The organism is Methylocella sp., from assembly GCF_041905455.1.
GTDB lineage: Bacteria > Pseudomonadota > Alphaproteobacteria > Rhizobiales > Beijerinckiaceae > Methylocapsa.
Genome location: NZ_JAYRLA010000008.1, coordinates 150,503 through 175,298, shown reverse-complemented (window position 1 = coordinate 175,298; position 24,796 = coordinate 150,503). Strand labels below are relative to the sequence as shown.

Genomic DNA, 24,796 nt, shown 5'->3' with positions numbered 1-24,796 from the left:
AGCGTGATGTCGCAGGTGTCCTCGACAAACGAGAGGATCAGGCTCTTGTGCGCATCGATGCGCGCCGACCAGCGGTCGCCGCCACGTTTGAGGGAAGCCGGACTGCCGGTCTCGTCGCGCCGCTGACACCACCGGATCGCGCTCGACGCGGAGACGCCGAAACGCTCCGCCGCCTGACGCCGGGAAAGACCGCCGGACACAGCGGCCACAACGCGTTCTCGAAGATCGAGCGAAAGGGTCTTCTTCGACATGGCCTGCCAGCCTCCGCCGCCAGCAGGCATCTTGAATCAGACCGAAGCCGATTCGGGAATCCCCCGCGATTCAATCAGACAAGAAACCGCTCTAGATCCGGATTCGTTTGGGTTGGATCGGCCGTGATTCGCGCGCTGGCGACTATTTTCTTTAGCGCCTCAATATCTTATGTATTGGCGACTTCCCGCGCGGGAGCGTGGATTGAAACCACATAGAGGGAAGGCGCACGCTGTCAAACGCGAAGCGTCGCGCCGCCGAGCAGGGAAACCGTCAGGCACGGATAGGGGCCCCCAGCCGAACGGCGCGTGATTGACATAGTCAGCCATAGCGATCGGCCTTCGTGGCCTGACGAGCTGTGGAATGAGTGAAAGTAGCGCGTGACGTCGTCGGCTGGACGATCCCCAGCGCCGGCCGACGCATCTGACGCAAGTTCGCGACGAGCGTCGGGATCGCAGGCGTCGTGGTCGGGCGCGCCGAAATTCACCGGCGCATCCTCATATTCGTTGCAGTTTCAATCCCCGCTCCCGCGTGGGAAGCGACTCACCGGCATCACGACGCCGCGCCAATCCTGGATTGTTGCAATCCACGGTCCCGCGCGGGAAGCGATCCGCTTCGACCGGGAGCAATATAGCTGGCGCTTGGGCTCCCCTCAGCTCCAGCGCCGCAAGCAGCCGCTGTGAGCTCGAACCTGCTCCGCATCGGCGCCCTGGTCATCTTCTTCGGCCACTTCGTCGGCCTGCTTGCGCGTCGCGCGATGATCGTTTCAACGAAACGAACTTTGCAGCCGATCATGGCTTGAGTCGTATCACGTTCTTCCTCGGCCATAGAAGCAACGGTGAAAACAAGTGTAAAAACATCGTTTCATCAGGAAGCGATTGGCGAAGTCGCTCTCGGTCGCCGCGCAGAAGCTCATCATGGCGGCCCGCGCCGGGCGGCTGCGGCAGCACGAAGAATGGATCGCCCAGACCGATGTCTTGCGTCTTTCGTCGACGTTTGCGCGCGAATTCGCTGGCGATTTTCGACGGTCGCCAGACGGCCGAAGCAATGGTGGGCGCGACAGGGATTGAACCTGTGACCCCTCCCGTGTGAAGGGAGTGCTCTCCCGCTGAGCTACGCGCCCGACCGTGGACCTCAAGCCTTCGTCGACGGCGTTGCGGCCGCAACACGAAGGCTTCAGCTTCCGACGTCCGGCCATGGTCTATGGCGATCGGACCGGTCCAGTCCAATCGGGCCATGCTTCGGCCCGAAGCGCCGCTCGCGCGGCGACGCCTTTTATGGAGCGCGCGCCGGCGAAGTCAAGCGTCGAGGCCGACGTCGCCCCTCGAACGCCGCGCGCGATCGAGCCGGCCGGCCGGTCAGGCCCGCAGATCCGCTCCGGAAAGGCCGATCGCGATCTCCTGCCGACGCGCGACCTCGAGCTTCACGCGGGTCCAGAAGCGCGGATGCGGGTCGCCGTCGAGGCAGCGGCCCGCCGCCCGCTCGCGCGCCTCGCAATAGGCGCGCTCCTGATAGCGCTCGATCAGCCGCTGCGCCTCGCGAGCCGCCTCCCCGCCGGAGGGCCTGGAGAAATGCCGGCGCGCCGCCGCCCGAACTACCGCGTTAACCTCCTGAAACATCTCGCCCGCCCTCGCAACTTCGCCGTTCACGGCCTGCGCGCCGCAACGGCCGCGGGATATTTGTTCATAGTTCGTTCCAGATTACAAGGTGTTCTTTGAATGTTCGCGCACGAACGCAAGCTTCAGCCAAGCGCGTGCCTAGCTTGTTCTGTGCATAACGGGGAGAAAAGCGCCGAACGTTGCTCAGGCCTGCTCGAGCTCGATAAGCACGCCTGAGAAATCGTTGGGATGCAGGAACAGCACCGGCTTGCCATGCGCGCCGATCTTCGGATCGCCGCCGCCGAGCACCCGCGCGCCATTGTCGCGCAGCCTGTCGCGCGCGGCGAGAATGTCGTCGACCTCGTAGCAAATATGATGGACCGCGCCCTTGGGGTTGCGCGCCACGAAATCGGCTATGGGCGACGCCTCGCCGAGCGGCTCAAGCAGCTCGATCTTGGAGTTAGGCAGCTCGACGAAGACGACGGTGACGCCATGCTCGGGCAGCGGCTGCGGCGCGCTGACGCTCGCCCCGAGCGCGCCGCGATAGACGGCGGCGGCGGGCTCGAGCGCCTTCACCGCGATGGCGACATGGTTCAGTCGTCCGATCATCGCGTCCTCTTCCGGCAGGTTCGGGGCGGCGAAGCCGTAGCCGCGACGGCGCAGGCGATCGAGGCCGCGCCGTCATACTTCGACGACGAGGACATGAACCGAGGGACGCTTGCCCCAAGCCGCGGCGACCGCGCTGCGCACCGCCTTCTCGATGGCGCTGGAGACGACGTCCGCGTCGCGCCGCTTCTGACGCGGCAAATTGTCGAAGGTCGAAAACAGCGCGTCGTCGACCACCGCGTCCATCGCCGCGCCGTCGCGCAGGCGCGAGGGCACGCCGGCGGTCATGACGTCCGGCACGCCGGCGAGATCGCCCTTGGCGGTCACGGCGAGCGCGATGGTGACGACGCCGGCGGCGGCGAGCTTCTGGCGCACGCGCAGCGCCTCGTCGCCGGCAGGAACGAAAATGTCGCCGTCCTTGAGCAGGCGCCCGCACGGAACCTCGCCGACGATTCCGGGATCGCCCGGCGCAAGGGCGACGAGGTCGCCGTTGCGGGCGGGAACGACGAAGGACGCGCCCTGCGCCCGGGCGAAAGCCGCGTGCTCGGAAAGATGCAGGTCCTCGCCATGCGCGGGAACGGCGATCTTCGGCCGCAGCCAGGCGTAAAGCTCGGCGACCTCGCCGCGGCGCGGGTGGCCGGAGGCGTGCACGAGGCCGTTGCGGTCGGTCACGACCTCGATTCCGGAGCGGATGAAATTATTGACGATGCGGCCGACCTCGCGCTCGTTGCCGGGAATGGTGCGCGAGGAGAAGATCACCATGTCGCCGGCGTTGAGCGAGACGGCGGGATGCGCGCCCTCCGAGATGCGCGCGATCGCCGCGCGCGGCTCGCCCTGGCTTCCGGTGGCGATAAGCACGGTCTTTTCGCGCGGCAGCGACGACAAGGCCTCGAGGCCGCGCATCTGCGGCGTGTCGTCGAGATAGCCGCATTCGCGCGCCACCGCGACGACGCGCTCCATCGCGCGGCCGGCGAGCACGACCTCGCGCCCGGCCGCGGCGGCGGCGCGCGCCACCGCGCGGATGCGCGCGACGTTCGAGGCGAAAGTGGTGACGACGACGCGGCCCTTCGCGCCGGCGATGACGTCGGAGAGGACGCGCGCGACCTCTCCTTCCGAGGGACTGATCCCCTCGCGCAGGATGTTGGTCGAATCGCAAACGAGCGCGAGGACCCCCTCCTCGCCGATCGCCCTGAGGCGCTTCTGGTCGGTCGGCGCGCCAAGGCCCGGTTCGGCGTCGATCTTCCAGTCGCCGGAGTGCAGCACGAGGCCGAGCGGCGTGCGGATGGCGAGGGCGCAGCTTTCGGGAATTGAATGCGCCATGGCGACGAATTCGACGTCGAACGGCCCGAGCGTCACGCGCCCGCCCTGGGCTACGACCTCGATCGGGATGTCCGGAGCGCCGCGCTCGGCGAGGCGCTTGGCGCGCAGGAGCTCGGCGGCGAATTGCGTGGCGTAGACCGCGCAGCCGAATTTCGGCTGCAGGTCGACGATCGCGCCGATATGGTCCTCATGCGCGTGGGTGACGACGAGGCCGACGAGGTCGCGCCTGATCTTCTCGACGAAGGCGACGTCGGGAACGATGATCTCGACCCCCGGCTGCTCCGGGCCGGCGAAGGCGATGCCGCAATCGACCATCAGCCATTTCATCGCCCCCTTCGGCCCGAAGCCGTAAAGGGCGAGGTTCATGCCGATTTCGCCGAGGCCGCCGAGCGGCGCGAACACCAGTTCGTCGGACGCGCCGCTCACTGGACGCGCCCGCTGCGTAAGCCGAACCTCATTGCGCGGCTCCGGTCAGAAAAACGTCGCCGGCGTCGATCCGGATTTCGCCCGCCTCGCCCGCGTCGAGCGCCAGACGCCCGCTCTCGTCGATGGTCGAGAACACGCCCTCGAGATCCCCGCCGCGGCGCGCCGCCACCCTGATCCGCTCGCCGACTCCGAGCGCGCGGGCGAGCCATTCGCGCCTGATGGCGGAAAAGCCCCCCGGCTGCGTCCATACGCCGAGCCAGCGCGCCGTCTCCTGCGCCAGCGCCGCAAAAGCCTCTTCGGCGGCGACCGGGCGGGCGAGGATCGCGCCGAGGTCGTTCGCCGGATAGAGCGTGTCGACGGGATGGGAGGCGCAATTGACGCCGATCCCGGCGACGAGGGCCGTTCCTCCTTCGAGCGCGGCGCTTTCGAGCAACACGCCGCCGACCTTGGCGCCTCCGCAGAACAGGTCGTTCGGCCATTTGAGGCCGACCGGCGCCTTGTCGCCGACGATCGCCTGAAGGGCGCAGGCGCAGGCGAGGCTTACGACGAAGCCGAGCTCGGGCGCGCGGGCGAGCGGAACGGGGTCGATCAGGAGCAGGCTCGCGAACAGATTGCCGGGCTCGGACGTCCAGCTGCGTCCGTTGCGGCCGCGGCCCTTCGTCTGGCTTCGCGCGACGACCCACAGCCGGCCGGGGGCGCCCGCCCTCGCGCAGGCGATCGCCTCGTCATTGGTCGAGGCGATTTCATCATGGGCGGAGAGCCGGAAGCCCAAAGCTTCGAGAGACGTCGCCAGATCCGACAGAATCATCCGTCCTTTCACGTCGTTCCGGCGTGGACGCGGCGATTCGCCCGAAGCCCCCGGCGCCCGGAAAAGCGCCGGAACAAGGGCTTAGAACAAAGACTTGGCCGCGTTGGCCGTCGCCCCGACGAACGGGGCGGGATAGACGAACAAGAACAGCACGAACGCGGTCGAAATGGCAAGCACGGCGGAAAGCGCGGGCGAGGGCCGGTCGAAGGCGGGCGCCGGATCGTCGAAATACATCACCTTGACGATGCGCAGATAGTAGAAGGCGGCGACCGCGCTCGACAGCACGCCGATGACGGCGAGCCAGTAGAGATGCGCCTGGATGGCGGCGTTGAACACGTACCATTTGGCGAAGAAGCCGGCGAGCGGCGGCACGCCGGCGAGCGAGAACATAAGCATGGCGAAGCAGAAGGCCATGAAGGGATTGGTCCGCGCGAGGCCGGAGAGGTCCGAGATGCGCTCGACGGGATGGCCGGCGACGCGCATCGACAGGATGACCGCGAAGGCGCCGAGCGTCATGACGAGATAGATCGCCATGTAGGCCATGACGCCGAAGACGCCCAGCTGCGTGCCGGCCGAGAGCCCGACCAGCGCGAAGCCGACGTGGCCGATCGCCGAATAGGCCATCAGCCGCTTGACGTTGCTCTGGCCGATGGCGGCGAAGGCGCCGAGGGCCATCGACAGGATGGAGATGAACACGACGATCTGCCGCCACTGCGGCGTGGCGCCCGGGAAGGCCGCCATCAGCACGCGCACGGTGATCGCCACCGCCGCCATCTTCACGGCCGAGGCGAAGAAGGCCGTCACCGGCGTCGGCGCGCCCTCGTAGACATCCGGCGTCCACATGTGGAACGGCACGGCCGACATCTTGAAGGCGAGGCCGGTCATCAGGAAGACGAGGCCGAAGACGATCCCGAGCGAAGGTCCGCCCGCCGGCGCGTTCTGGACGGAGGCGGCGATCCCGGCGAAGGAGACCGAGCCCGAGAAGCCGTAGATCAGCGAGGCGCCGTAGAGCAGCATCCCCGAGGACAGCGCGCCGAGCACGAAATATTTGAGGCCGGCCTCGGACGCGCGCAAATCGTCGCGGTGGAAAGCGGCGACGACATAGAGCGCGAGCGACATCAGCTCGAGGCCGAGATACATGACGATGAGATTCTGCGCCGAGATCAGGACCATCATGCCGAGCGTCGCGAGCAGCACGAGGATCGGGAACTCGTATTTGTCGATGCGCTCGCGGGCGAGGAAATCCTGGCCCATGAGGAGGGCGACGAGCGAGCCGATGAGGGCGAGCGCCTTCATGAAGCGGCCGAAGCCGTCGTCGACCACCGATCCGTCGAACAGGACCATGTCGGTCTTGAAGCCGAGCAGGATGACGAGCAGCGCCGCGCCCAAGACGGCGACGGCGATCTCGGTGACGGGCCCGTCCGACGGCTTGCCGCGGATCGCGCCGTAGAGCGTCAGGCCGAGCGCGCCGACGAGCAGCAGGAGCTCGGGAAGGACGTGGGCGAGGGCGACGTTGAGGGGAATCATGGAGCGCGCCTTAATAAGTCGGACGGTCGGCGGAGACGGCGGAGGCCCGCGCCGTCCCGCTCTCGGCTGCGGCCAGCGTCTGGCCGTCATGCGCCGCGAGCCGCGTGTCGTAGGCCTCGATGAGCTGCGCGATCGAGGCCTTCGAGGCGTCGAGGATCGGCTTCGGATGGACGCCGTAATAGATCGTCAGCGCGACGAGGGGGGCGAAGATCGCCTTCTCCCGCCAGTTGAGGTCGAGCATCGCGCGCAGCGCCGGCTTGTCGAGCGGGCCGAACATCACCTTGCGGTAGAGCGTCAGGGCGTAGGCCGCCGAGAAGATGACGCCGGTCGTCGCGAACAGCGCGATGAAGCTGTTGACGCGGAAGCCGCCGAGAAGGCTCAGGAACTCGCCGATGAAGCCGGAGGTGCCCGGCAGGCCGACGTTGGCCATGGTGAAGACCATGAAAACCACGGCGTAGACCGGCATGCGCGCGACGAGCCCGCCATAGGCGGCGATCTCGCGAGTGTGCATCCGGTCGTAGACGACGCCGACGCACAGGAACAGGGCGCCCGACACGAAGCCGTGCGAGATCATCTGGAACATCGCGCCCTGCACGCCCTGCTCGGTCATGGTGAACAGGCCCATGGTGACGAAGCCCATGTGCGCGACCGAGGAATAGGCGATCAGCTTCTTCATGTCCTCCTGCACCAGCGCCACCAGCGAGGTGTAGACGATGGCGATGATCGACAGCGCGTAGACGAGCGGCGCGAAATAGGCCGAGGCGTCGGGGAACATCGGCAGCGAGAAGCGGATGAAGCCGTAGCCGCCCATCTTGAGCAGGATGCCGGCGAGGATCACCGAGCCCGCCGTAGGCGCCTCGACATGGGCGTCGGGCAGCCAGGTGTGCACCGGCCACATCGGCATCTTCACCGCCAGCGAGGCGAAGAAGGCGAGGAACAGCCAGGTTTGCATCGAGGCCGGGAAATGCGCCTTGAGGAGGGCGACGATGTCGGTCGTGCCGGCGAAGCCGTACATCGCCATGACGGCGAGCAGCATCAAGAGCGAGCCGACGAGGGTGTAGAGGAAGAACTTGAAGGCGGCGTAGACGCGCCGCTTGCCGCCCCAGACGCCGATGATCAGGAACATCGGAATGAGGCCGCCCTCGAAGAACAGATAGAACAGCACGAGGTCGAGCGCGCAGAAGACGCCGAGCATCAGCGTCTCGAGCGCGAGGAAGGCGATCATGTACTCCTTCACCCGGTAGGTGACGGAGGTCCATGAGGCGGCGATGCAGAACGGCGTCAGGAACGCCGTCAGCAGCACGAAGGGCATCGAGATGCCGTCGACGCCGAGCTTGTAGACGAGGCCCGAGCCGAACCAGCCCCTCTCCTCGACGAGCTGGAAGCCCGGCTGCGCGGGATCGAACATGGCCCACGCGTAGAGCGAGAGCAGGAAGACGATGATGGTGGTCGCGAAGGCCGCCCAGCGCGCGTTGTTGAGCGTCGCTTCGTCCTCGCCGCGCAGGCAAAGGATGAAGGCGACGCCGACGAGCGGCAGGAAGACGAGGCAGGAGAGAATGCCGAAGCCGAACATCAGCGGACGCTCCCGACGAGATACCAGGTTATGATGGCGGCGAGGCCGATCATCATCGCGAAGGCGTAGTGATAGATGTAGCCGCTCTGCAGCTTGACGACGCGCCCGGTGGCGTCGACGACGCGCGCCGCGACCCCGTCCGGCCCGAGCCGGTCGATGAGGCCGACGTCGCCTTTCTTCCAGAAGACGCGGCCGATGGCGATCGCGGGCTTGACGAAGATCGCGTCGTACAATTCGTCGAAGTACCACTTGTTGAGCAGGAAGCGGTAGAGCCCGGGCAAGGCCTCGGCGAGGCGGCGCGGCGTCGCGGGCGCGATCACATACATGAAGACGGCGACGACGAAGCCCAGCGCCATCATCACAGTCGGGATCAGCGACACGGCGTGCGGGACCTCGTGCATCTCGTGCAGGATATGATTCTCGGGGCCGAGGAAGATCGCGCCCTTCCAGAACTCGCTGAACTTCTCGCCGATGAAGTCGGCGTGGAACAGGGCGCCGGCGAACAGCGCGCCGAGGCTCAGCACGGCGAGCGGGATCAGCATGACGATCGCCGGCTCGCGCGGGTCGAGCGGCCCGTGATGGGCGTGGTCGTCGTGACCGTGATCGTCATGCCCCTCGTCATGAGCGTGCGCGTCGTCGGCGTGCGCGTCATGGACGGCCGCGGCGCCGAGCGAATGCGCCGGCTCGTGCGCCTCGTCCCATTTCGGCTGGCCGAAGAAGGTCATGAACACGAGCCGCCAGGAGTAGAAGGAGGTGAGGCCCGCGGCGATCACCGTCATCAGGAAGCCGTAGAAGGCGAAGGTTCGGTGCGAGGCGAAGGCCGTCTCGATGATCGCGTCCTTGGAGAAATAGCCGGCGGTGTAGGGAAAGCCGGTGAGCGCCAGCGTGCCGATGGTCATCATCGCGAAGGTGAACGGGATCTTGCGCGCGAGCCCGCCCATCTGCCGCATGTCCTGCTCGTGATGCATGGCGACGATCACCGCGCCCGCGCCGAGGAACAGGAGCGCCTTGAAGAAGGCGTGGGTGAACAGATGGAAGATTCCGGCGGAATAGGCGCCGACGCCGAGGGCGACGAACATGTAGCCGAGCTGCGAGCAGGTCGAATAGGCGATGACCCGCTTGATGTCGTTCTGCACGAGGCCGACGGTGGCGGCGAAGAAGGCCGTCGTCGCGCCGGTCAGGATGACGAAGGAGAGCGCGGTCGGCGCCTGCTCGAACAGCGGCGAGAGGCGGGCGACCATGAACACGCCGGCGGTGACCATGGTCGCGGCGTGGATCAGCGCCGAGACCGGGGTCGGACCCTCCATGGCGTCGGGAAGCCAGGTGTGCAGCAGGAACTGCGCCGACTTGCCCATCGCGCCCATGAACAGGAGAAGACAGGTCACGGTCATGGCGTCGAACCAGCCGCCGAAGACGTAAACGTTCTTGCCGGCGAGGCCCGGCGCCGCGGCGAAGATCTGGTCGAAGGCGACCGAACCGGTGAGGCCGAACACCATGAAGATGCCGAGCAGGAAGCCGAAGTCGCCGACGCGGTTGACGACGAAGGCCTTGATGGCGGCGGCGTTGGCGGAGGGCTTCTGGTACCAGAAGCCGATCAGCAGGTAGGAGGCGAGGCCGACGCCTTCCCAGCCGAAGAACATCTGCAGCAGGTTGTCGGCGGTCACCAGCATCAGCATGGCGAAGGTGAACAGCGACAGATAGGAGAAGAAGCGCGGGCGCGACGGGTCGTCGGCCATGTAGCCGATCGAATAGAGGTGGACGAGCGCCGAGACGGTGGTGACGACGACGAGCATCACCGCGGTCAGCGTGTCGACGCGGATCGTCCAGTCGGCCTTGAGCGCGCCCGACGAGAACCATTCGGCCAGCACGCGGACCGAGCCCGGCTCCTCGCCCAGCGCGACATGCGCGAAGGTGAACCACGAGAAGGCGGCGCAGACGAACAGCAGGCTCGTCGTCACGAGCTCGCTCGGCCGCGCGCCGATATAGCGGCCGAAAGGCCCGGCGATCAGGAAGCCGAGAAGCGGAAGGAAAAGGATCGCCGCATACATCGGCTCAGCCCTTCATCATGTTGATGTCTTGCACCGCGATCGAGCCGCGGTTGCGGTAGTAGGCGACGAGGATGGCGAGGCCGATCGCGGCCTCGGCGGCGGCGACGGTCAAGATGAACAGCGAGAAGATCTGGCCGGTGAGGTCGCCGAAGAAGCTCGAGAAGGAGACGAGGTTGATGTTGACCGACAGGAGGATCAGCTCGACCGACATCAGGACGATGATGATGTTCTTGCGGTTCAGGATGATGCCGGCGACGCCGATGGTGAAGACGATGGCGGCGACGACGAGGAAATGAGCGAGCGACAGGGTCATCAGCGCCTCCCGGCGGCGGCGAAACAGGCGAAATGCTTGACGGAGGCCATCAGACGCCCTCGCGGAACGGCTTCTTGCGCAGCTCGACGGCCTCGGCCGGCGTGCGTGCGTTCTGGGCGGCGACGTTCTGGCGCTTGACGCCAGCCTTGTGATGCAGGGTCAGGATGATCGCGCCGATCATCGCGGTGAGGAGGACCATGCCGGCGGTGAGGAAGGGATAGGCGTATTGCGTGTAGAGCACGCGGCCGATGGCCAGCGTGTTGCTCATGCCGGGCGGCGAGGGCGTCGCGGCGGCGGCGAGCGCGGAGGGTTCGACGCGCCAGCCGCCGACCACCACGACGAGCTCGAGCAGCACGATCGCGCCGATCGTCCCGCCGATCGGCAGGTAGCGCATGAAGCCCTGCCTGAGCTCGGCGAAGTCGACGTCGAGCATCATGACGACGAACAGGAACAGCACCGCCACCGCGCCGACGTAGACGATGACGAGCAGCATCGCCAGGAACTCGGCGCCGAGCAGCAGGAAGAGGCCCGCCGCGTTGAAGAAGGCGAGGATCAGGAACAGGACCGAATGGACCGGATTGCGCGCCGAGATCACGAGGAAGGCGGACGCGATCAGGACCGCGGAGAAGAAATAAAAGAACAGCGCCGCGATCATCGCTCAAACCCCTGTGCGCGCATGGTTCCGGTCATCGTCAGCCCTCACCGGTAGGGCGCGTCGAGCGCGATGTTGCGGGCGATCTCGCGCTCCCAGCGCGCGCCGTTTTCGAGCAGGCGGTTCTTGTCGAAGAAGAGCTCCTCGCGCGTCTCGACCGAGAATTCGGCGTTCGGCCCCTCGACGATGGCGTCGACCGGGCAGGCCTCCTGGCAGAAGCCGCAGTAGATGCATTTCACCATGTCGATGTCGTAGCGCGTGGTGCGCCGCGTGCCGTCGTTGCGGCGCGGGCCGGCCTCGATGGTGATCGCCTGCGCCGGGCAGATCGCCTCGCACAGCTTGCAGGCGATGCAGCGCTCCTCGCCGTTCGGATAGCGGCGCAGCGCGTGCTCGCCGCGGTAGCGCGGCGACTGCGGGTTCTTCTCGTGCGGATAGTTCAGCGTCGGCTTCGGCTTGAAGAAGTAGCGCATCGACAAGAGGAACGCGCCGACGAACTCGGTCAGGAACAGGGCCTTGGCGGACTGGTCGAGTTTCATGTCAAGCTCTTTCAAACCCGGAGCGGGAGGTCAGCGCGCGAGCGCCGCGCCCCAGCCCGTCGCCTGCAACACGGCGGCGACGAGGACGACCATGACGAGGGAGATCGGCAGGAACACCTTCCAGCCGAGACGCATCAGCTGGTCGTAGCGGTAGCGCGGCACGAAGGCCTTGACCATCGCGAACATGAAGAAGACGGCGCAGACCTTCAGCACGAACCAGATCACGCCGGGAACGAGCGTGAAGGGCGCAAAGGGGATGGGCGAGAGCCAGCCGCCGAGGAACAGGATCGTCGTCAGCGCGCACATGGTGATGATCGCCACATATTCGGCGAGCATGAACAGCATGTAGGGCGTCGAGGAATATTCGACCATGAAGCCGGCGACGAGCTCGGATTCGGCTTCGGCGAGGTCGAAGGGCGGCCGGTTCGTCTCGGCGAGCGCCGAGACGAAGAAGATCACGAACATCGGAAACAGCGGCAGCCAGTACCAGCCGAGGAATCCCCAGCCGTTGTCCTGCGCGCGCACGATGTCGGTGAGGTTCAGCGAGCCGACGACGAGCAGCACGGTGATGATGACGAAGCCGATCGAGACTTCATAGGAGATCATCTGCGCCGCCGCGCGCAGCGCCGACAGGAACGGATATTTCGAGTTCGACGCCCAGCCGCCCATGATGACGCCGTAGACGCCGAGCGAAGAGACCGCGAGGATGTACAGAATTCCGACGTTGATGTCGGCGACCGCCCAGCCTTCGGCGACGGGGATCACCGCCCAGGCCGAGAGCGACAGGAGGCCCATGACGAAGGGCGCAAGCAGGAACACGCCCTTGTTGGAGCCGTCCGGGACGACCGGCTCCTTGAAGACGAACTTCAGCATGTCCGCGAAGCTCTGGAAGAGCCCCCAGGGACCGACGACGTTGGGGCCCCGCCGCAGCTGCACCGCCGCCCATACCTTGCGGTCGGCGTAGAGGATGTAGGCGATGAAGATCAGCAGCACGACGAGCAGGACGACGCTCTTCAGCGCCGTCAGCAGCAGCGGAACGAACCAGCCGGACTGTTCCATATTCGTCTACTCCGCCGCCTGGCGCGCGAGGTCGAGGCGCAGCGCGGAGCATTCCGCCATCACCGCCGACGCCCTCGCGATCGGATTGGTCAGATAGAAATCCTCGACCGTCGAGCGGAACGGGGCGGAGCCCGCCGCACCGCCCGCCGCCGCGAGCTTTTCGAGCCCCTGCGCGTCGCCGGCGGCGATCGCGTCGAGCCCGGCGAGCCCGGGATGAACCGAAAACAGCCGCGCGCGCAGGCCTTTCAGCGAATCGAAGGGCAGCTTGCGCCCGAGCGTCTCGGACAGCGCCCGCAGGATCGCCCAGTCCTCGCGCGCCTCGCCCGGCGGGAAATTGGCCCGGTCGGCGAGCTGGACGCGGCCTTCCGTGTTGACGTAGAGGCCGGACTTCTCGGTGTAGGCCGCGCCCGGCAGGATGACGTCGGCGCGCGCCGCGCCCCTGTCGCCGTGCGAGCCCTGGTAGATCACGAAGGCGCCGGGGCCGATCTCGATTTCGTCGGCGCCGAGATTATAGAGGACGTCGAGCGCGCCGGCCTGCGCCATCGCCGCCGCGTCGAGCCCGCCCTGCCCCGGAACGAAGCCGAGGTCGAGGCCGCCGACGCGCGCCGCCGCCGTATGCAGCACGGAAAAGCCGTTCCAGCCCTCCGTGACGACGCCGAGCGACAGCGCCGCCTTGGCCGCGACGGAGAGGATGGCGAAGCCGTCGGGGCGGGCGAGCGCTCCCTGCCCGACGAGCAGGATCGGCTTCTCCATCTTCGCCCTGGCGTGTTCGGAGAAGCCTGCGAGCGTCTCGGGACCGGCGCCGAGATAGGCGTAGTCATAGGTGAGGTCGGCCTGCTCGCCGATCACGCCGATCTTGTAGCCGCCCTTGAGCCAGCGACGGCGGATGCGCGCGTTGAGCACCGGCGCCTCGAGGCGAGGATTGGCCCCGACGATCATCAGCCCGTCGGACTCGTCGATTCCCGCGATCGTCGGGTTGAACAGGTAGCTCGCCCGCCCGAACGCAGGATCGAGCTTCGTCCCGTCCTGCCGGCAGTCGAGCGAGACGGCGCCGAGCCCGCCCATCAGCGTCTTCAGCGCGAACATCTCCTCGAGCGTCGCGAGGTCGCCGGCGAGCGCGCCGACGCGGGCGGGCGGAGCCGCCTTGACCTTCTGCGCGATGAGGGCGAAGGCCTCGCGCCAGGAGGCCGGGCGCAGCCTGCCGTTCTCGCGCACATAAGGCTTGTCGAGCCGGCGCGCCTTCAGCCCGTCGACGATCTGGCGCGCCTTGTCGGAGATCCACTCCTCGTTCACGCTGTCGTTCTGGCGCGGCAGCACGCGCATCACCTCGCGTCCGCGCACGTCGACGCGGATGGCGCTGCCGAGCGCGTCCATGACGTCGATCGAGTCGGTCTTGACGAGCTCCCAGCTGCGCGCCTTGAAGGCGTAGGGCTTGGGCAGCAGCGCGCCCACGGGACACAGGTCGGCGACGTTGCCCTGCAGCTCGGAGCGCATCGCCGTCTCGAGATAGGTGGTGATCTCCATGTCCTCGCCGCGGCCGATCGCGCCCATGTCGGCGGTGCCGGCGACCTCCGCGGTGAAGCGGACGCAGCGGGTGCAGTGGATGCAGCGGTTCATCGAGGTGCGCACCAGCGGCCCGATGTACTTGTCCTCGACCGCGCGCTTGTTCTCGGCGTAGCGCGAACTGGCGAAGCCGAAGGCCACCGCCTGATCCTGCAGGTCGCACTCGCCGCCCTGGTCGCAGATCGGGCAGTCGAGCGGATGGTTGATGAGCAGGAACTCCATCACCCCTTCGCGCGCCTTCCTGACCATCGGCGAATTGGTGAGCACCACCGGCGGCTCGCCGTTGGGGCCGGGCCGCAGGTCGCGCACGGCGACGGCGCAGGAGGCGGAGGGCTTGGGCGGGCCGCCCTTCACCTCGACGAGGCACATGCGGCAGTTGCCGGCGATCGACAGCCGCTCGTGGAAGCAGAAGCGCGGGATCTCGGCGCCCGCCTGCTCGCAGGCCTGCAGCAGCGTGTATTCGGGCGGGACGTCGATTTCGACGTCGTCGACGATCAGCTTGGTCATGCCCTGTCCCTGACGCGGCGCGCCGCCGCGCGGCGCCCGATGCGGTCAATCATGGCGCCCTACTCCGCGGCGGCGACGAAGCCCGAGACGGGCTCGGAATGCGGATTGGCGGCGTATTGGTCGATGCGCTTCTCGATCTCGGGGCGGAAGTGGCGGATCAGCCCCTGCACCGGCCAGGCGGCGGCGTCGCCGAGCGCGCAGATGGTGTGGCCCTCGATCTGCGTCGTAACCTCGAGCAGCATGTCGATCTCGCGCTTCTGCGCCCGACCCTCGGCCATGCGCGAGACGACGCGCCACAGCCAGCCCGTGCCCTCGCGGCAGGGCGTGCACTGGCCGCAGCTCTCATGCTTGTAGAAATGGCTGAGGCGGGCGATGGCGCGGATGATGTCGGTCGACTTGTCCATGACGATGACCGCCGCCGTGCCGAGGCCCGACTTCAGGTCGCGCAGCGTGTCGAAATCCATCGCCGCGTCGATGATCTGGTGCGCCGGCACGCAGGGCACGGAGGAGCCGCCGGGGATCACCGCGAGCAGATTGTCGGAGCCGCCGCGCACGCCGCCGCAATGCCTGTCGACCAGCTCGCGGAAGGGGATCGACATCGCCTCCTCGACGTTGCACGGCTTGTTGACGTGGCCGGAGACGCAGAACAGCTTGGTGCCGGAATTGTTCTTGGCCCCGAAGTTCGAGAACCAGGCCGCGCCGCGGCGCAGGATGGTCGGCGCGACGGCGATGGACTCGACGTTGTTGACCGTGGTCGGGCAGCCGTAGAGGCCCATGTTGGCCGGGAACGGCGGCTTCAGCCGCGGCATCCCCTTCTTGCCCTCGAGCGACTCGAGGAGCGCCGTCTCCTCGCCGCAGATATAGGCTCCGGCGCCGCGGTGGACGTAGATGTCGAACGGCCAGCCGTGAACGTTGTCCTTGCCGACGAGGCCCGCCTCATAGGCCTGCGCGATCGCCGCCTCGAGCCGGTCGGCCTCGAAGATATACTCGCCGCGGATGTAGATGTAGCAGGCGTGCGCCTCCATCGCGACGCAGGCGACGAAGCAGCCCTCGATCAGAAGGTGCGGATCATTGCGCATGATCTCGCGGTCCTTGCAGGTGCCGGGCTCGGATTCGTCGGCGTTGACGACGAGATAGGACGGCCGCGCGGGGTCCGCCTTCGGCATGAAGGACCATTTGAGCCCGGTGGGGAAGCCCGCCCCGCCGCGCCCGCGCAGCCCCGACGCCTTCATCTCGGAAAGGATCCAGTCCTTGCCTTTCTCGATGAGGCCCTTGGTGCCGTCCCACGCGCCGCGCGACCGGGCGCCCTTCAGCGTCCAGTCGCCGTAACCGTAGAGATTGGTGAAGATGCGATCCTTGTCGTCCAGCATCGGATGCGTCCTCAGGCTTTCGCGTCGCTCGGCGGCTCGGCCGCGGGCTTCTCGGGCGGGTCGACTTCAGTGCGCGGCGCGAGCGCGGCGCCGACGCTCTCGGGCTTGCCGACATGCCCGGCGTGCTCCTGCGCGACCTTTTCCACCTCGCCGGCGAGCGGCGCGGCGTCGGCTTGCGGCGCCGGCGGCGTCTCTTGCTCCAGCGCCTGCGCCGCCGCCTCGGTCGCCGCCCGCGACTGCGGGCCGCTCACGCCGTCGACGCCGTAGAGCGTCGTCAGCGAGGTGAGGCCGCCCGTCGGCTCGGAGGAGACGCGGCCGGTCTGCGAGCCGATCTTCACCGGGCGTCCGGCTGCGAGGTCGTCGAGCAGCTTTCCGAAGTTCTCCGGCGTCAGGTCCTCGTAATAATCGTCGTTGATCTGGACCATCGGCGCGTTGCAGCAGGCGCCGAGGCATTCGACCTCGATCCACGAGAACTTGCCGTCGGCGGTCACCTGACCCGAGTCGCCGACACGTTCCCTCAGCACCGCCTTGAGGCCGTCCGAGCCGCGCAGCTGGCAGGGCGTGGTGCCGCACAGCTGGATGAAATGCTCGCCGACTGGGGCGAGGTTGAACATGGTGTAGAAGGTCGCGACCTCGAGCACGCGGATGTAGGGCATGCCGAGCTTGCGCGCGACCGCCTCGATCGCCGCGCGCGGCAGCCAGTAGTCGTTCTGCGCCTGCGCCCGCCACAGCAGCGAGATCACCGCCGAGGCCTGCCGCCCTTCAGGATATTTGGCGATGATCCCTTCGGCCCAGGCCTCGTTGTCGGGCGTGAAGGCGAAGCTGTCGGGCTGGACTTCGGCTAATCTGCGGACGGACATCAGCTTCGCTCGGTCTTGAACGGGAAAGGTCGGGCGGGCGCTCTCATCGGTCGACCTCGCCGAAGACGATGTCGATCGATCCAAGGATGGCGCTGACGTCCGCGAGCATGGACTTGCGGCACAGGAAATCCATGGCGGCGAGATGGGCGAAGCCCGGCGCCCTGATCTTGCAGCGGTAGGGCTTGTTGGTGCCGTCCGAGACGAGGTAGACGCCGAACTCGCCCTTGGGCGCCTCGACCGCGGCGTAGACCTCCCCCGCGGGCACGTGGAAGCCCTCGGTGTACAGCTTGAAATGATGGATCAGGGCCTCCATCGAGCGCTTCATCTCGCCGCGCGTCGGCGGCGTGAATTTTCCGCGCGCCAGCACAGGGCCCTGACCGTCCGGCGCGCGCAGCTTGGCGACGCACTGCTTCATGATGGCGACCGACTGGCGCATCTCCTCCATGCGGATGACCTGCCGGTCGTAATTGTCGCCATGGCGCCCGACCGGAACGTCGAACTCCATCTCCTCGTAGCATTCATAGGGCTGCGCCTTGCGCAGGTCCCAGGCGGCTCCGGAGCCGCGCACCATCACGCCCGAGAAGCCCCAGCGCCAGCAGTCCTCGAGGCTGACGACGCCGATGTCGACGTTGCGCTGCTTGAAGATGCGGTTGTCGATGAAGAGGACTTGAAGATCGTCGCAGGTCTTGAGGAAGGGGTCGCACCACGCCTCGATGTCGTCGATCAGCGCGGGCGGGATGTCCTGATGCACGCCGCCAGGGCGGAAATAGTTGGCGTGCAGCCGCGCGCCCGAGGCGCGCTCGTAGAACACCATCAGCTTCTCGCGCTCCTCGAAGCCCCACAGCGGCGGAGTGAGCGCGCCGACGTCCATCGCCTGCGTCGTGACGTTGAGCAGATGCGAGAGGATGCGGCCGATCTCGCAGAACAGCACGCGCAGCAGCTGCGCGCGGCGCGGGACCTCGATCCCGGCGAGCCGCTCGATGGCGAGGCAGAAGGCGTGCTCCTGATTCATCGGCGCGACATAGTCGAGCCGGTCGAAATAGGGCACGTTCTGGAGATAGGTGCGCGCCTCCATCAGCTTCTCGGTGCCGCGATGGAGCAGGCCGATATGCGGGTCGACGCGCTCGACGACCTCGCCGTCGAGCTCGAGCACCAGACGCAGCACGCCATGCGCCGCCGGATGCTGCGGGCCGAAGTTGATCGTGAAATTGCGGACCTGATCGTTCATGACGAAAATCTCGGGCCTTCGCGGGGCGCTGGAGCGTGAGGCTCAGGACGGGTTGCGGCTCGTCTTCTCGTCGCCCGGCAGCACATAGTCGCCGCCGCCCTCCCAGGGCGAGAGGAAGTCGAAGCTGCGGTAGTCCTGCGTGAGCTGCACCGGCTCGTAGATGACGCGCTTCTCCTCGTCGTCGTAGCGCACCTCGACGTAGCCGGTCATCGGGAAGTCCTTGCGCAGCGGATGGCCGTCGAAGCCATAGTCTGTGAGCAGGCGCCGCAGGTCGGGATGGTCGGAGAAGACGACGCCGTACATGTCGTAGGCCTCGCGCTCGAACCAGATGGCCGCCGGATAGAGGCCCGACAGCGAGGGGACCGGCGTGCGCTCGTCGGTCGCGGTCTTCACCCGGATGCGGCGATTGTGCTTCGGCGACAGAAGATGCGTCACGACGTCGAAGCGTTTCTCACGCGCGGGATAGTCGACCGCCGTAAGGTCGATGAAGGAGACGAACAGGCAGGCCGGATCGTCGCGCAGATGCGCGACAGCCTCGACGAGGCAGTCGGCGCGCACGGTCAGGGTCAGCTCGCCGAAGGCGACGTCCGCCGCCTCCACCCAGCCGCGCAGGGCGCCGCGCAGCGTCTCGGCGAACTGCTTCAGGTCCTCGTCCATCACGCCTCCGCGAAACCTTCGCGTCCGCCGGTCGAGCGGCCGCGCCCGCATGGCGCCGCGTCCCGGGCGCCAGATTCATCCAGACCCGCGCGCCGCGCGGAAGCTAGCGCTCGATCGTGCCGGTGCGGCGGATCTTGCGCTGCAGCAGCAGCACGCCGTAGAGCAGCGCCTCGGCCGACGGCGGGCAGCCGGGGACGTAGACGTCGACCGGCACGATGCGGTCGCAGCCGCGCACGACGGAATAGGAGTAATGGTAGTAGCCGCCGCCGTTGGCGCAGGAGCCCATCGAGATCACGTAGCGCGGCTCGGGCATCTGGTCGTAGACCTTGCGCAAGGCGGGCGCCATCTTGTTGGTGAGCGTGCCGGCGACGATCATCACGTCGGACTGGCGCGGCGAGCCGCGCGGCGCGAAGCCGAATCGCTCGACGTCGTAGCGCGGCATCGAGGCCTGCATCATCTCGACGGCGCAGCAGGCGAGGCCGAAGGTCATCCACATCAGCGAGCCAGTGCGGGCCCAGTTGATGAGCTCGTCCGTCGAGGTGACGATGAAGCCCTTGTCGGCCAGCTTGTCGTTGATCGACTGGAAATAGGGATCGCCGGCGCGCAGCGGCCGGTCGGTCGCCGGGTCAATCTCGACTGGCGGGTTCAATCCCATTCGAGCGCCCCTTTCCTCCATTCATAGACGAAGCCGACGGTCAGCACGCCGAGGAAGGCCATCATCGACCAGAAGCCGAGGGCGCCGACCTGATGGAAGGCGACGGCCCATGGAAACAGGAAGGCGACCTCGAGGTCGAAGACGATGAACAGCAGCGAGACGAGATAGAAGCGCACGTCGAACTGCATGCGCGCGTCGTCGAAGGCGTTGAAGCCGCATTCATAGGCCGACAGCTTCTCGCTGTCGGGCGCCTTGAAGGCGACGAGGAAGGGCGCGACGAGCAGAGCGCCCGAGATCACGGCGGCGATGGCCATGAACACGGCGAGGGGCAGATACTGATCGAGAAGGCTCGGCATTCGCAAGCTCTCAGGCAGGCTTTGGCCTGCGCCCGGGACGGGCGGACGACGGGATCGGGCGACCCGTCGCGGCGACGGCGGGCGCGCCCAAACGCGAGCGCCGCGCCGTTCTGGGATGCGTAGCCCAGCGTTCGCCGCGGCGCAAGACGATGTTTTAAATCCTTCTAAAGCTAAATCGCGGCCATGCGCGCGCGCCTCGGAGAAAGGGGCGGCACTAGTGCTTCAGGAGGATGAGGAAGGCGTGAGGTCCGTCGAAGCGGAACGACGCCGGGCGCGACCGGGACTGGCGAGAGAGACGGGACTTGAACCCGCGACCTCCGGCGTGACAGGCCGGCGCTCTAACCAACTGAGCTACTCCCCCGCGGAGCGCGGCGAGGACGCCGCGAACCGGAGAGCAGTCGGATAGGGCGCGGCGCGACGCAAGTCAAGCGCCAAACCTCGCCTCTCCGGCTGCGGATTCGCGCGGCGCGGACCGGCGCGAATGGGCGCCTGCGCGACTGGTGGGCGGTGACGGTCTCGAACCGCCGACCCTCTCGGTGTAAACGAGATGCTCTACCAACTGAGCTAACCGCCCGGCCGCGCGAGGCCGGCTTCGGATCGCACAGGACGCAGCCCCGGTCAACGCCGCGCCGCCGCGCGCGGGAGACCTGCGCGCGAATCGAAAAGGCCGCGGCTGGACCGCGGCCTTTCGGCTTGCGCCTTGAGCCGGCGGACGCCCGCCGGCCGGCGTCAGTGCGCCACGGCCCCCGAAGCGTCGTCCTCGGCGGCGAGCCCGCGCGCCGGCTTCTTCAGATCCTCCTCCCAGACGATCGGCTGCGGCTGGCGCACCAGCGCATGGGCGAGCACCTCGTCCATGCGCGCGACGGGCACGATCTCGAGCGCGTTCTTGACCGAGTTCGGGATGTCGACGAGGTCCTTGGCGTTCTCCTCGGGGATCAGCACCTTCCTGAGGCCGCCGCGCAGCGCCGCGAGCAGCTTCTCCTTGAGGCCGCCGATCGGCAGGATGCGGCCGCGCAGCGTGATCTCGCCGGTCATGGCGATGTCGCGCCGGATCGGGATGCCGGTGATGATCGACACGATCGCCGTCGCCATGGCGACGCCCGCCGAAGGCCCGTCCTTCGGGGTCGCCCCCTCGGGAACATGGACGTGGATGTCGCGGCGGTCGAACAGCGGCGGCTCGATGCCGAAATCCACCGCGCGCGAGCGCACGTAAGACGCGGCCGCCGAGATCGACTCCTTCATCACGTCGCGCAGATTGCCGGTCACCGTCATGCGGCCCTTGCCGGGCATCATCACGCCTTCGATCGTGAGCAGCTCGCCGCCGACCTCGGTCCAGGCGAGGCCGGTGACGACGCCGACCTGATCCTCGGCCTCCGCCTCGCCGAAGCGATAGCGCGGCACGCCGAGAAAGTCGGCGAGGTTGTCGACCGTGACCTTCACCGACTTGACGTCGCTCGTCAGGATCTGCTTGACCGCCTTGCGCGCGAGCTTGGAGATCTCGCGCTCGAGGTTGCGCACGCCGGCCTCCCGCGTGTAGCGGCGGATGGCGAGGACGAGCGCGGCGTCGTCGATCGACCATTCCTTCGCGCCGAGGCCGTGCTTCTTGAGCGCCGCCGGGATGAGGTGGCGGCGGGCGATCTCGACCTTCTCGTCCTCGGTGTAGCCGGCGATGCGGATGATCTCCATGCGGTCCATCAGCGGCGCCGGGATGTTCAGCGTGTTGGCCGTCGTGACGAACATCACGTTGGACAGGTCGTAGTCGACCTCGAGGTAATGGTCGTTGAAGGCCTGGTTCTGCTCGGGGTCGAGCACCTCGAGCAGGGCGGACGAGGGATCGCCGCGAAAATCCATGCCCATCTTGTCGATCTCGTCGAGCAGGAAGAGCGGATTGGAGCTTTTCGCCTTGCGCATCGACTGGATGATCTTGCCGGGCATCGAGCCGATATAGGTGCGCCGATGGCCGCGGATCTCCGCCTCGTCGCGCACGCCGCCGAGCGACATGCGCACGAATTCGCGGCCCGTCGCCTTGGCGATCGACTTGCCGAGCGAGGTCTTGCCGACGCCGGGCGGGCCGACGAGGCACAGGATCGGGCCGGCGAGCTTGTTGGCGCGCGTCTGCACGGCGAGATATTCGAGGATGCGCTCCTTGACCTTCTCGAGGCCGAAATGCTCGGCGTCGAGCAGATCCTCGGCCAGAACAAGGTTCTTCTTGACCTTGGACTTCTTGCTCCACGGGATCGAGAGCAGCCAGTCGAGGTAGTTGCGCACCACCGTCGCCTCGGCCGACATCGGCGACATCTGGCGCAGCTTCTTGAGCTCGGCCTGGGCCTTGTCGCGCGCCTCTTTGGAGAGCTTGGTCGACTTGATCCGCTCGTCGAGCTCTGCGAGGTCGTCCTTGCCGTCCTCGTCGCCGAGCTCCTTCTGGATCGCCTTCATCTGCTCGTTGAGGTAGTACTCGCGCTGGGTCTTCTCCATCTGGCGCTTGACGCGCGTGCGGATGCGCTTTTCGACCTGCAGCACCGAAATCTCGCTCTCCATCAGCGAGAGGCACTTCTCCAGCCGCTTCGCGACCGAGGTGGTCTCGAGCACGGCCTGCTTGTCGGAGATCTTGACGGACAGATGCGAGGCCACCGTGTCGGCGAGCTTGCCGAACTCCTCGATCTGGGTGACGGCGGCCGCGACCTCGGGCGAGATCTTCTTGTTGAGCTTGACGTAGCCCTCGAACTCCGAGACGACGGAGCGGCCGAGCGCTTCGACCTCGACCTTGTCGACCGGATCGTCGGCGAGCACCTCGGCGTCGGCCTCGTAATAATCGTCGGTCTTCGAATAGCCCTGCACGCGCGCGCGCACCTGGCCCTCGACCAGCACCTTGACGGTGCCGTCGGGCAGCTTCAGGAGCTGCAGCACGGAGGCGAGCGTCCCGGTCGAGAAGATCGCCTTGGGCGCCGGGTCGTCGTCCGAGGCGTTCATCTGCGTGGCGAGCAGGATGAGGCTGTCCGTCTTCATCACCTCTTCGAGGGCGCGGATCGACTTTTCGCGCCCGACGAACAGCGGCACGATCATGTGCGGGAACACGACGATGTCGCGCAGCGGCAGCACGGGATAGCTTTCGACCGCTCCAGGAGGTGCAGGCTCGCGCTTCTGGGTCATTCTTGATCCTAACTGAAAACCCGCCGGCGGCGGGGCGGCGGCGCGGCGCGGGAGGCTGCGGCGACGCCGGGAAGATGATCGTCAGATGGAGAGGGCGGAGCCGCGCCGCAAGCGTCGCCCCGCCGTCACATAGCCGCGAGACGCCGCGCGTCAGGCGCTGGCGCCGGTCTTCTCGTTGCGCTCGGCGTAGATGTAGAGCGGGCGCGACTTGCCCTCGACGACGTCGGGGCCGATGACCACCTGCTCGACGGCGTCGAGCCCCGGCAGATCGAACATGGTGTCGAGCAGGATGCCCTCCATGATCGAGCGCAGGCCGCGCGCGCCGGTGCGCCGCTCGATCGCCTTCTTGGCGACGACGTTCAGCGCCTCCTCCTGGAAGGTGAGCTCGGTGTTCTCCATTTCGAACAGGCGCTGGTACTGCTTGACGAGCGCGTTCTTCGGCTCGGTGAGGATCTTCTTCAACGCCTCCTCGTCGAGGTCCTCGAGCGTCGCGATGACCGGCAGGCGGCCGACGAACTCGGGGATGAGCCCGAACCTGAGGAGATCCTCGGGCTCGACCTTGCGGAAGATCTCGCCGGTGCGGCGGTCGTCGGGCGCCTGCACCTGCGCGCCGAAGCCGATCGAGGTCCCCTTGCCGCGCATGGAGATGATCTTCTCGAGGCCGGCGAAGGCGCCGCCGCAGATGAACAGGATGTTGGTCGTGTCGACCTGCAGGAACTCCTGCTGCGGATGCTTGCGCCCGCCCTGCGGCGGCACGGAGGCGACGGTGCCCTCCATGATCTTGAGCAGCGCCTGCTGCACGCCCTCGCCCGACACGTCGCGGGTGATCGAGGGATTGTCGGACTTGCGCGAGATCTTGTCGATCTCGTCAATGTAAACGATGCCGCGCTGCGCCCGCTCGACGTTGTAGTCGGAGGCCTGCAGCAGCTTCAGGATGATGTTCTCGACGTCCTCGCCGACATAGCCCGCCTCGGTGAGCGTCGTCGCGTCGGCCATGGTGAAGGGAACGTCGAGGATGCGCGCCAGCGTCTGCGCGAGCAGCGTCTTGCCCGAGCCGGTCGGGCCGATCAGCAGGATGTTCGACTTGGCGAGTTCGACGTCGTTGTGCTTCGTCGCGTGGTTGAGCCGCTTGTAATGGTTATGCACCGCGACCGAGAGCACGCGCTTGGCCTGCGCCTGGCCGATCACGTAATCGTCGAGGACCTTGCAGATCTCCTTCGGCGTCGGGATGCCGTCGCGGCTCTTCACCAGCGAGGACTTGTTCTCCTCGCGAATGATATCCATGCACAGTTCGACGCATTCGTCGCAGATGAACACCGTGGGGCCGGCGATCAGTTTGCGGACCTCGTGCTGGCTCTTGCCGCAGAAGGAGCAATAGAGCGTATTCTTCGCGTCGCCGCCGCCAACCTTGGTCATGGATAGTCTCCAGTCGACCGGACTCTCGGGCGAGATCCGGCCTTGCTTGAACAGGACGCCTGCGGCCCGCCGCCGGGCTGCGCGGCGCGTCTTTCGGCGCGGCGGCCGCGCCCTGCGCTTCCCGACGCTCGGGCCGCCGTCCCTTGCTTCGCTCTCCCCCGCTTGCGAACCCGATCCGAAATGCAATCATGTTCGCGGCGCCGACGCAAGGCCTCGCCCCTTCAAGGCGCAAACTAGACGCAAGCGGAGCGCAAGGATGGACGGGAGCGGCGCGGCGCGGTCGCCTCCGCGCGTCAAAACGACGCAGCGAGAGCCGAAG

General features: G+C 67.2%; 23 protein-coding genes and 3 tRNA genes. 2 read left to right on the top strand and 24 right to left on the bottom strand.

Annotated features, from left to right (window positions below):
- Nucleotides 1-251 (bottom strand): helix-turn-helix domain-containing protein (locus ACE3OG_RS09125; protein ID WP_374307828.1); only part of this gene is annotated, 251 nt, incomplete at its 3' end.
- Nucleotides 252-928: 677 nt separating this feature from the next.
- On the opposite strand from ACE3OG_RS09125, the gene ACE3OG_RS09120 reads away from it, so the two are divergent.
- Nucleotides 929-1,051, top strand: a complete 123-nt coding sequence (locus ACE3OG_RS09120) for a hypothetical protein (protein ID WP_374307827.1) — start codon at nucleotides 929-931, stop codon at nucleotides 1,049-1,051.
- Nucleotides 1,052-1,127: 76 nt separating this feature from the next.
- On the top strand, nucleotides 1,128-1,319 hold the full coding sequence (locus ACE3OG_RS09115) for a hypothetical protein (protein ID WP_374307825.1): 192 nt from the start codon (nucleotides 1,128-1,130) through the stop codon (nucleotides 1,317-1,319).
- On the opposite strand, the gene ACE3OG_RS09110 is transcribed toward ACE3OG_RS09115, so the two are convergent.
- The 23 genes from ACE3OG_RS09110 to clpX all read right to left on the bottom strand — a co-directional run bounded on the left by ACE3OG_RS09110 (nucleotide 1,298) and on the right by clpX (nucleotide 24,477).
- A tRNA-Val gene (locus ACE3OG_RS09110) sits at nucleotides 1,298-1,372 on the bottom strand. The two genes, ACE3OG_RS09115 and ACE3OG_RS09110, sit on opposite strands and share 22 nt — an antisense overlap.
- Before the next feature lie 235 nt (nucleotides 1,373-1,607).
- The gene (locus ACE3OG_RS09105) at nucleotides 1,608-1,898 is read right to left on the bottom strand and encodes a hypothetical protein (RefSeq protein ID WP_374307823.1); all 291 of its coding nucleotides are present in this window, start codon (nucleotides 1,896-1,898) and stop codon (nucleotides 1,608-1,610) included.
- Nucleotides 1,899-2,051: 153 nt separating this feature from the next.
- Nucleotides 2,052-2,456 carry a methylmalonyl-CoA epimerase gene (gene mce, locus ACE3OG_RS09100; RefSeq protein ID WP_374307821.1) on the bottom strand — a complete coding sequence of 135 codons (405 nt, stop codon included), beginning with the start codon at nucleotides 2,454-2,456 and terminating at the stop codon, nucleotides 2,052-2,054.
- Nucleotides 2,457-2,528: 72 nt separating this feature from the next.
- A complete protein-coding gene (locus ACE3OG_RS09095; protein ID WP_374307820.1) occupies nucleotides 2,529-4,199 on the bottom strand; it encodes a ribonuclease J in 1,671 nt (556 codons plus the stop codon).
- A gap of 28 nt (nucleotides 4,200-4,227) precedes the next feature.
- Nucleotides 4,228-5,007: a biotin--[acetyl-CoA-carboxylase] ligase gene (locus tag ACE3OG_RS09090; RefSeq protein WP_374307819.1), complete on the bottom strand. Its 780-nt coding sequence runs from the start codon at nucleotides 5,005-5,007 to the stop codon at nucleotides 4,228-4,230.
- 81 nt (nucleotides 5,008-5,088) lie between these two features.
- Nucleotides 5,089-6,534, bottom strand: a complete 1,446-nt coding sequence (gene nuoN, locus ACE3OG_RS09085; RefSeq protein WP_374307817.1) for an NADH-quinone oxidoreductase subunit NuoN — start codon at nucleotides 6,532-6,534, stop codon at nucleotides 5,089-5,091.
- A 10-nt stretch (nucleotides 6,535-6,544) separates the two neighbouring features.
- Nucleotides 6,545-8,107 (bottom strand): NADH-quinone oxidoreductase subunit M, encoded by a 1,563-nt coding sequence (locus tag ACE3OG_RS09080; protein WP_374307815.1) that lies wholly within the window; start codon nucleotides 8,105-8,107, stop codon nucleotides 6,545-6,547.
- Complete coding sequence (gene nuoL, locus ACE3OG_RS09075) at nucleotides 8,107-10,155, bottom strand: NADH-quinone oxidoreductase subunit L (RefSeq protein WP_374307813.1); 2,049 nt, start codon at nucleotides 10,153-10,155, stop codon at nucleotides 8,107-8,109. The genes ACE3OG_RS09080 and nuoL overlap by 1 nt, the downstream gene beginning before the upstream one ends.
- A gap of 4 nt (nucleotides 10,156-10,159) precedes the next feature.
- Nucleotides 10,160-10,468, bottom strand: a complete 309-nt coding sequence (nuoK, locus tag ACE3OG_RS09070) for an NADH-quinone oxidoreductase subunit NuoK (protein WP_374307811.1) — start codon at nucleotides 10,466-10,468, stop codon at nucleotides 10,160-10,162.
- A gap of 49 nt (nucleotides 10,469-10,517) precedes the next feature.
- Complete coding sequence (locus tag ACE3OG_RS09065) at nucleotides 10,518-11,123, bottom strand: NADH-quinone oxidoreductase subunit J (protein ID WP_374307809.1); 606 nt, start codon at nucleotides 11,121-11,123, stop codon at nucleotides 10,518-10,520.
- A 44-nt stretch (nucleotides 11,124-11,167) separates the two neighbouring features.
- On the bottom strand, nucleotides 11,168-11,656 hold the full coding sequence (nuoI, locus tag ACE3OG_RS09060) for an NADH-quinone oxidoreductase subunit NuoI (RefSeq protein WP_374307807.1): 489 nt from the start codon (nucleotides 11,654-11,656) through the stop codon (nucleotides 11,168-11,170).
- Between the two features lie 30 nt (nucleotides 11,657-11,686).
- Entirely contained in the window at nucleotides 11,687-12,715 is a 1,029-nt protein-coding gene (gene nuoH, locus ACE3OG_RS09055; RefSeq protein WP_374307805.1) for an NADH-quinone oxidoreductase subunit NuoH, read from the bottom strand.
- A gap of 6 nt (nucleotides 12,716-12,721) precedes the next feature.
- Nucleotides 12,722-14,785 (bottom strand): NADH-quinone oxidoreductase subunit NuoG, encoded by a 2,064-nt coding sequence (nuoG, locus tag ACE3OG_RS09050; RefSeq protein WP_374307803.1) that lies wholly within the window; start codon nucleotides 14,783-14,785, stop codon nucleotides 12,722-12,724.
- Between the two features lie 59 nt (nucleotides 14,786-14,844).
- Nucleotides 14,845-16,155: an NADH-quinone oxidoreductase subunit NuoF gene (nuoF, locus tag ACE3OG_RS09045; RefSeq protein ID WP_374307801.1), complete on the bottom strand. Its 1,311-nt coding sequence runs from the start codon at nucleotides 16,153-16,155 to the stop codon at nucleotides 14,845-14,847.
- Nucleotides 16,156-16,166: 11 nt separating this feature from the next.
- Nucleotides 16,167-17,015: an NADH-quinone oxidoreductase subunit NuoE gene (nuoE, locus tag ACE3OG_RS09040; RefSeq protein ID WP_374307799.1), complete on the bottom strand. Its 849-nt coding sequence runs from the start codon at nucleotides 17,013-17,015 to the stop codon at nucleotides 16,167-16,169.
- Nucleotides 17,016-17,058: 43 nt separating this feature from the next.
- Complete coding sequence (locus ACE3OG_RS09035) at nucleotides 17,059-18,243, bottom strand: NADH-quinone oxidoreductase subunit D (protein WP_374307797.1); 1,185 nt, start codon at nucleotides 18,241-18,243, stop codon at nucleotides 17,059-17,061.
- Between the two features lie 42 nt (nucleotides 18,244-18,285).
- Nucleotides 18,286-18,900, bottom strand: coding sequence for an NADH-quinone oxidoreductase subunit C (locus tag ACE3OG_RS09030; RefSeq protein WP_374307795.1), 615 nt, complete (start codon nucleotides 18,898-18,900; stop codon nucleotides 18,286-18,288).
- Nucleotides 18,901-19,003: 103 nt separating this feature from the next.
- On the bottom strand, nucleotides 19,004-19,576 hold the full coding sequence (locus ACE3OG_RS09025) for an NADH-quinone oxidoreductase subunit B family protein (RefSeq protein WP_374307793.1): 573 nt from the start codon (nucleotides 19,574-19,576) through the stop codon (nucleotides 19,004-19,006).
- Complete coding sequence (locus tag ACE3OG_RS09020; RefSeq protein WP_374307791.1) at nucleotides 19,546-19,911, bottom strand: NADH-quinone oxidoreductase subunit A; 366 nt, start codon at nucleotides 19,909-19,911, stop codon at nucleotides 19,546-19,548. Before ACE3OG_RS09020 ends, ACE3OG_RS09025 begins: the two co-directional genes overlap by 31 nt.
- Before the next feature lie 284 nt (nucleotides 19,912-20,195).
- Nucleotides 20,196-20,272, bottom strand: a tRNA-Asp gene (locus tag ACE3OG_RS09015).
- A 137-nt stretch (nucleotides 20,273-20,409) separates the two neighbouring features.
- Nucleotides 20,410-20,485 (bottom strand) — tRNA-Val (locus ACE3OG_RS09010).
- A 155-nt stretch (nucleotides 20,486-20,640) separates the two neighbouring features.
- The gene (lon, locus tag ACE3OG_RS09005; protein ID WP_374307790.1) at nucleotides 20,641-23,061 is read right to left on the bottom strand and encodes an endopeptidase La; all 2,421 of its coding nucleotides are present in this window, start codon (nucleotides 23,059-23,061) and stop codon (nucleotides 20,641-20,643) included.
- A 150-nt stretch (nucleotides 23,062-23,211) separates the two neighbouring features.
- Entirely contained in the window at nucleotides 23,212-24,477 is a 1,266-nt protein-coding gene (clpX, locus tag ACE3OG_RS09000) for an ATP-dependent Clp protease ATP-binding subunit ClpX (protein ID WP_374307788.1), read from the bottom strand.
- Between the last annotated feature and the right edge of the window lie 319 nt (nucleotides 24,478-24,796).

Bases quoted from the DNA above. Each gene is read 5' to 3' on its own strand.
- mce (WP_374307821.1), bottom strand. From the start codon at position 2,456: ATGATCGGACGACTGAACCATGTCGCCATCGCGGTGAAGGCGCTCGAG.
- ACE3OG_RS09090 (WP_374307819.1), bottom strand. From the start codon at position 5,007: ATGATTCTGTCGGATCTGGCGACGTCTCTCGAAGCTTTGGGCTTCCGG.
- nuoN (WP_374307817.1), bottom strand. From the start codon at position 6,534: ATGATTCCCCTCAACGTCGCCCTCGCCCACGTCCTTCCCGAGCTCCTG.
- ACE3OG_RS09080 (WP_374307815.1), bottom strand. From the start codon at position 8,107: ATGTTCGGCTTCGGCATTCTCTCCTGCCTCGTCTTCCTGCCGCTCGTC.
- nuoL (WP_374307813.1), bottom strand. From the start codon at position 10,155: ATGTATGCGGCGATCCTTTTCCTTCCGCTTCTCGGCTTCCTGATCGCC.
- nuoK (WP_374307811.1), bottom strand. From the start codon at position 10,468: ATGACCCTGTCGCTCGCTCATTTCCTCGTCGTCGCCGCCATCGTCTTC.
- ACE3OG_RS09065 (WP_374307809.1), bottom strand. From the start codon at position 11,123: ATGATCGCGGCGCTGTTCTTTTATTTCTTCTCCGCGGTCCTGATCGCG.
- nuoI (WP_374307807.1), bottom strand. From the start codon at position 11,656: ATGAAACTCGACCAGTCCGCCAAGGCCCTGTTCCTGACCGAGTTCGTC.
- nuoH (WP_374307805.1), bottom strand. From the start codon at position 12,715: ATGGAACAGTCCGGCTGGTTCGTTCCGCTGCTGCTGACGGCGCTGAAG.
- nuoG (WP_374307803.1), bottom strand. From the start codon at position 14,785: ATGACCAAGCTGATCGTCGACGACGTCGAAATCGACGTCCCGCCCGAA.
- nuoF (WP_374307801.1), bottom strand. From the start codon at position 16,155: ATGCTGGACGACAAGGATCGCATCTTCACCAATCTCTACGGTTACGGC.
- nuoE (WP_374307799.1), bottom strand. From the start codon at position 17,015: ATGTCCGTCCGCAGATTAGCCGAAGTCCAGCCCGACAGCTTCGCCTTC.
- ACE3OG_RS09035 (WP_374307797.1), bottom strand. From the start codon at position 18,243: ATGAACGATCAGGTCCGCAATTTCACGATCAACTTCGGCCCGCAGCAT.
- ACE3OG_RS09030 (WP_374307795.1), bottom strand. From the start codon at position 18,900: ATGGACGAGGACCTGAAGCAGTTCGCCGAGACGCTGCGCGGCGCCCTG.
- ACE3OG_RS09025 (WP_374307793.1), bottom strand. From the start codon at position 19,576: ATGGAGGAAAGGGGCGCTCGAATGGGATTGAACCCGCCAGTCGAGATT.
- ACE3OG_RS09020 (WP_374307791.1), bottom strand. From the start codon at position 19,911: ATGCCGAGCCTTCTCGATCAGTATCTGCCCCTCGCCGTGTTCATGGCC.
- lon (WP_374307790.1), bottom strand. From the start codon at position 23,061: ATGACCCAGAAGCGCGAGCCTGCACCTCCTGGAGCGGTCGAAAGCTAT.
- clpX (WP_374307788.1), bottom strand. From the start codon at position 24,477: ATGACCAAGGTTGGCGGCGGCGACGCGAAGAATACGCTCTATTGCTCC.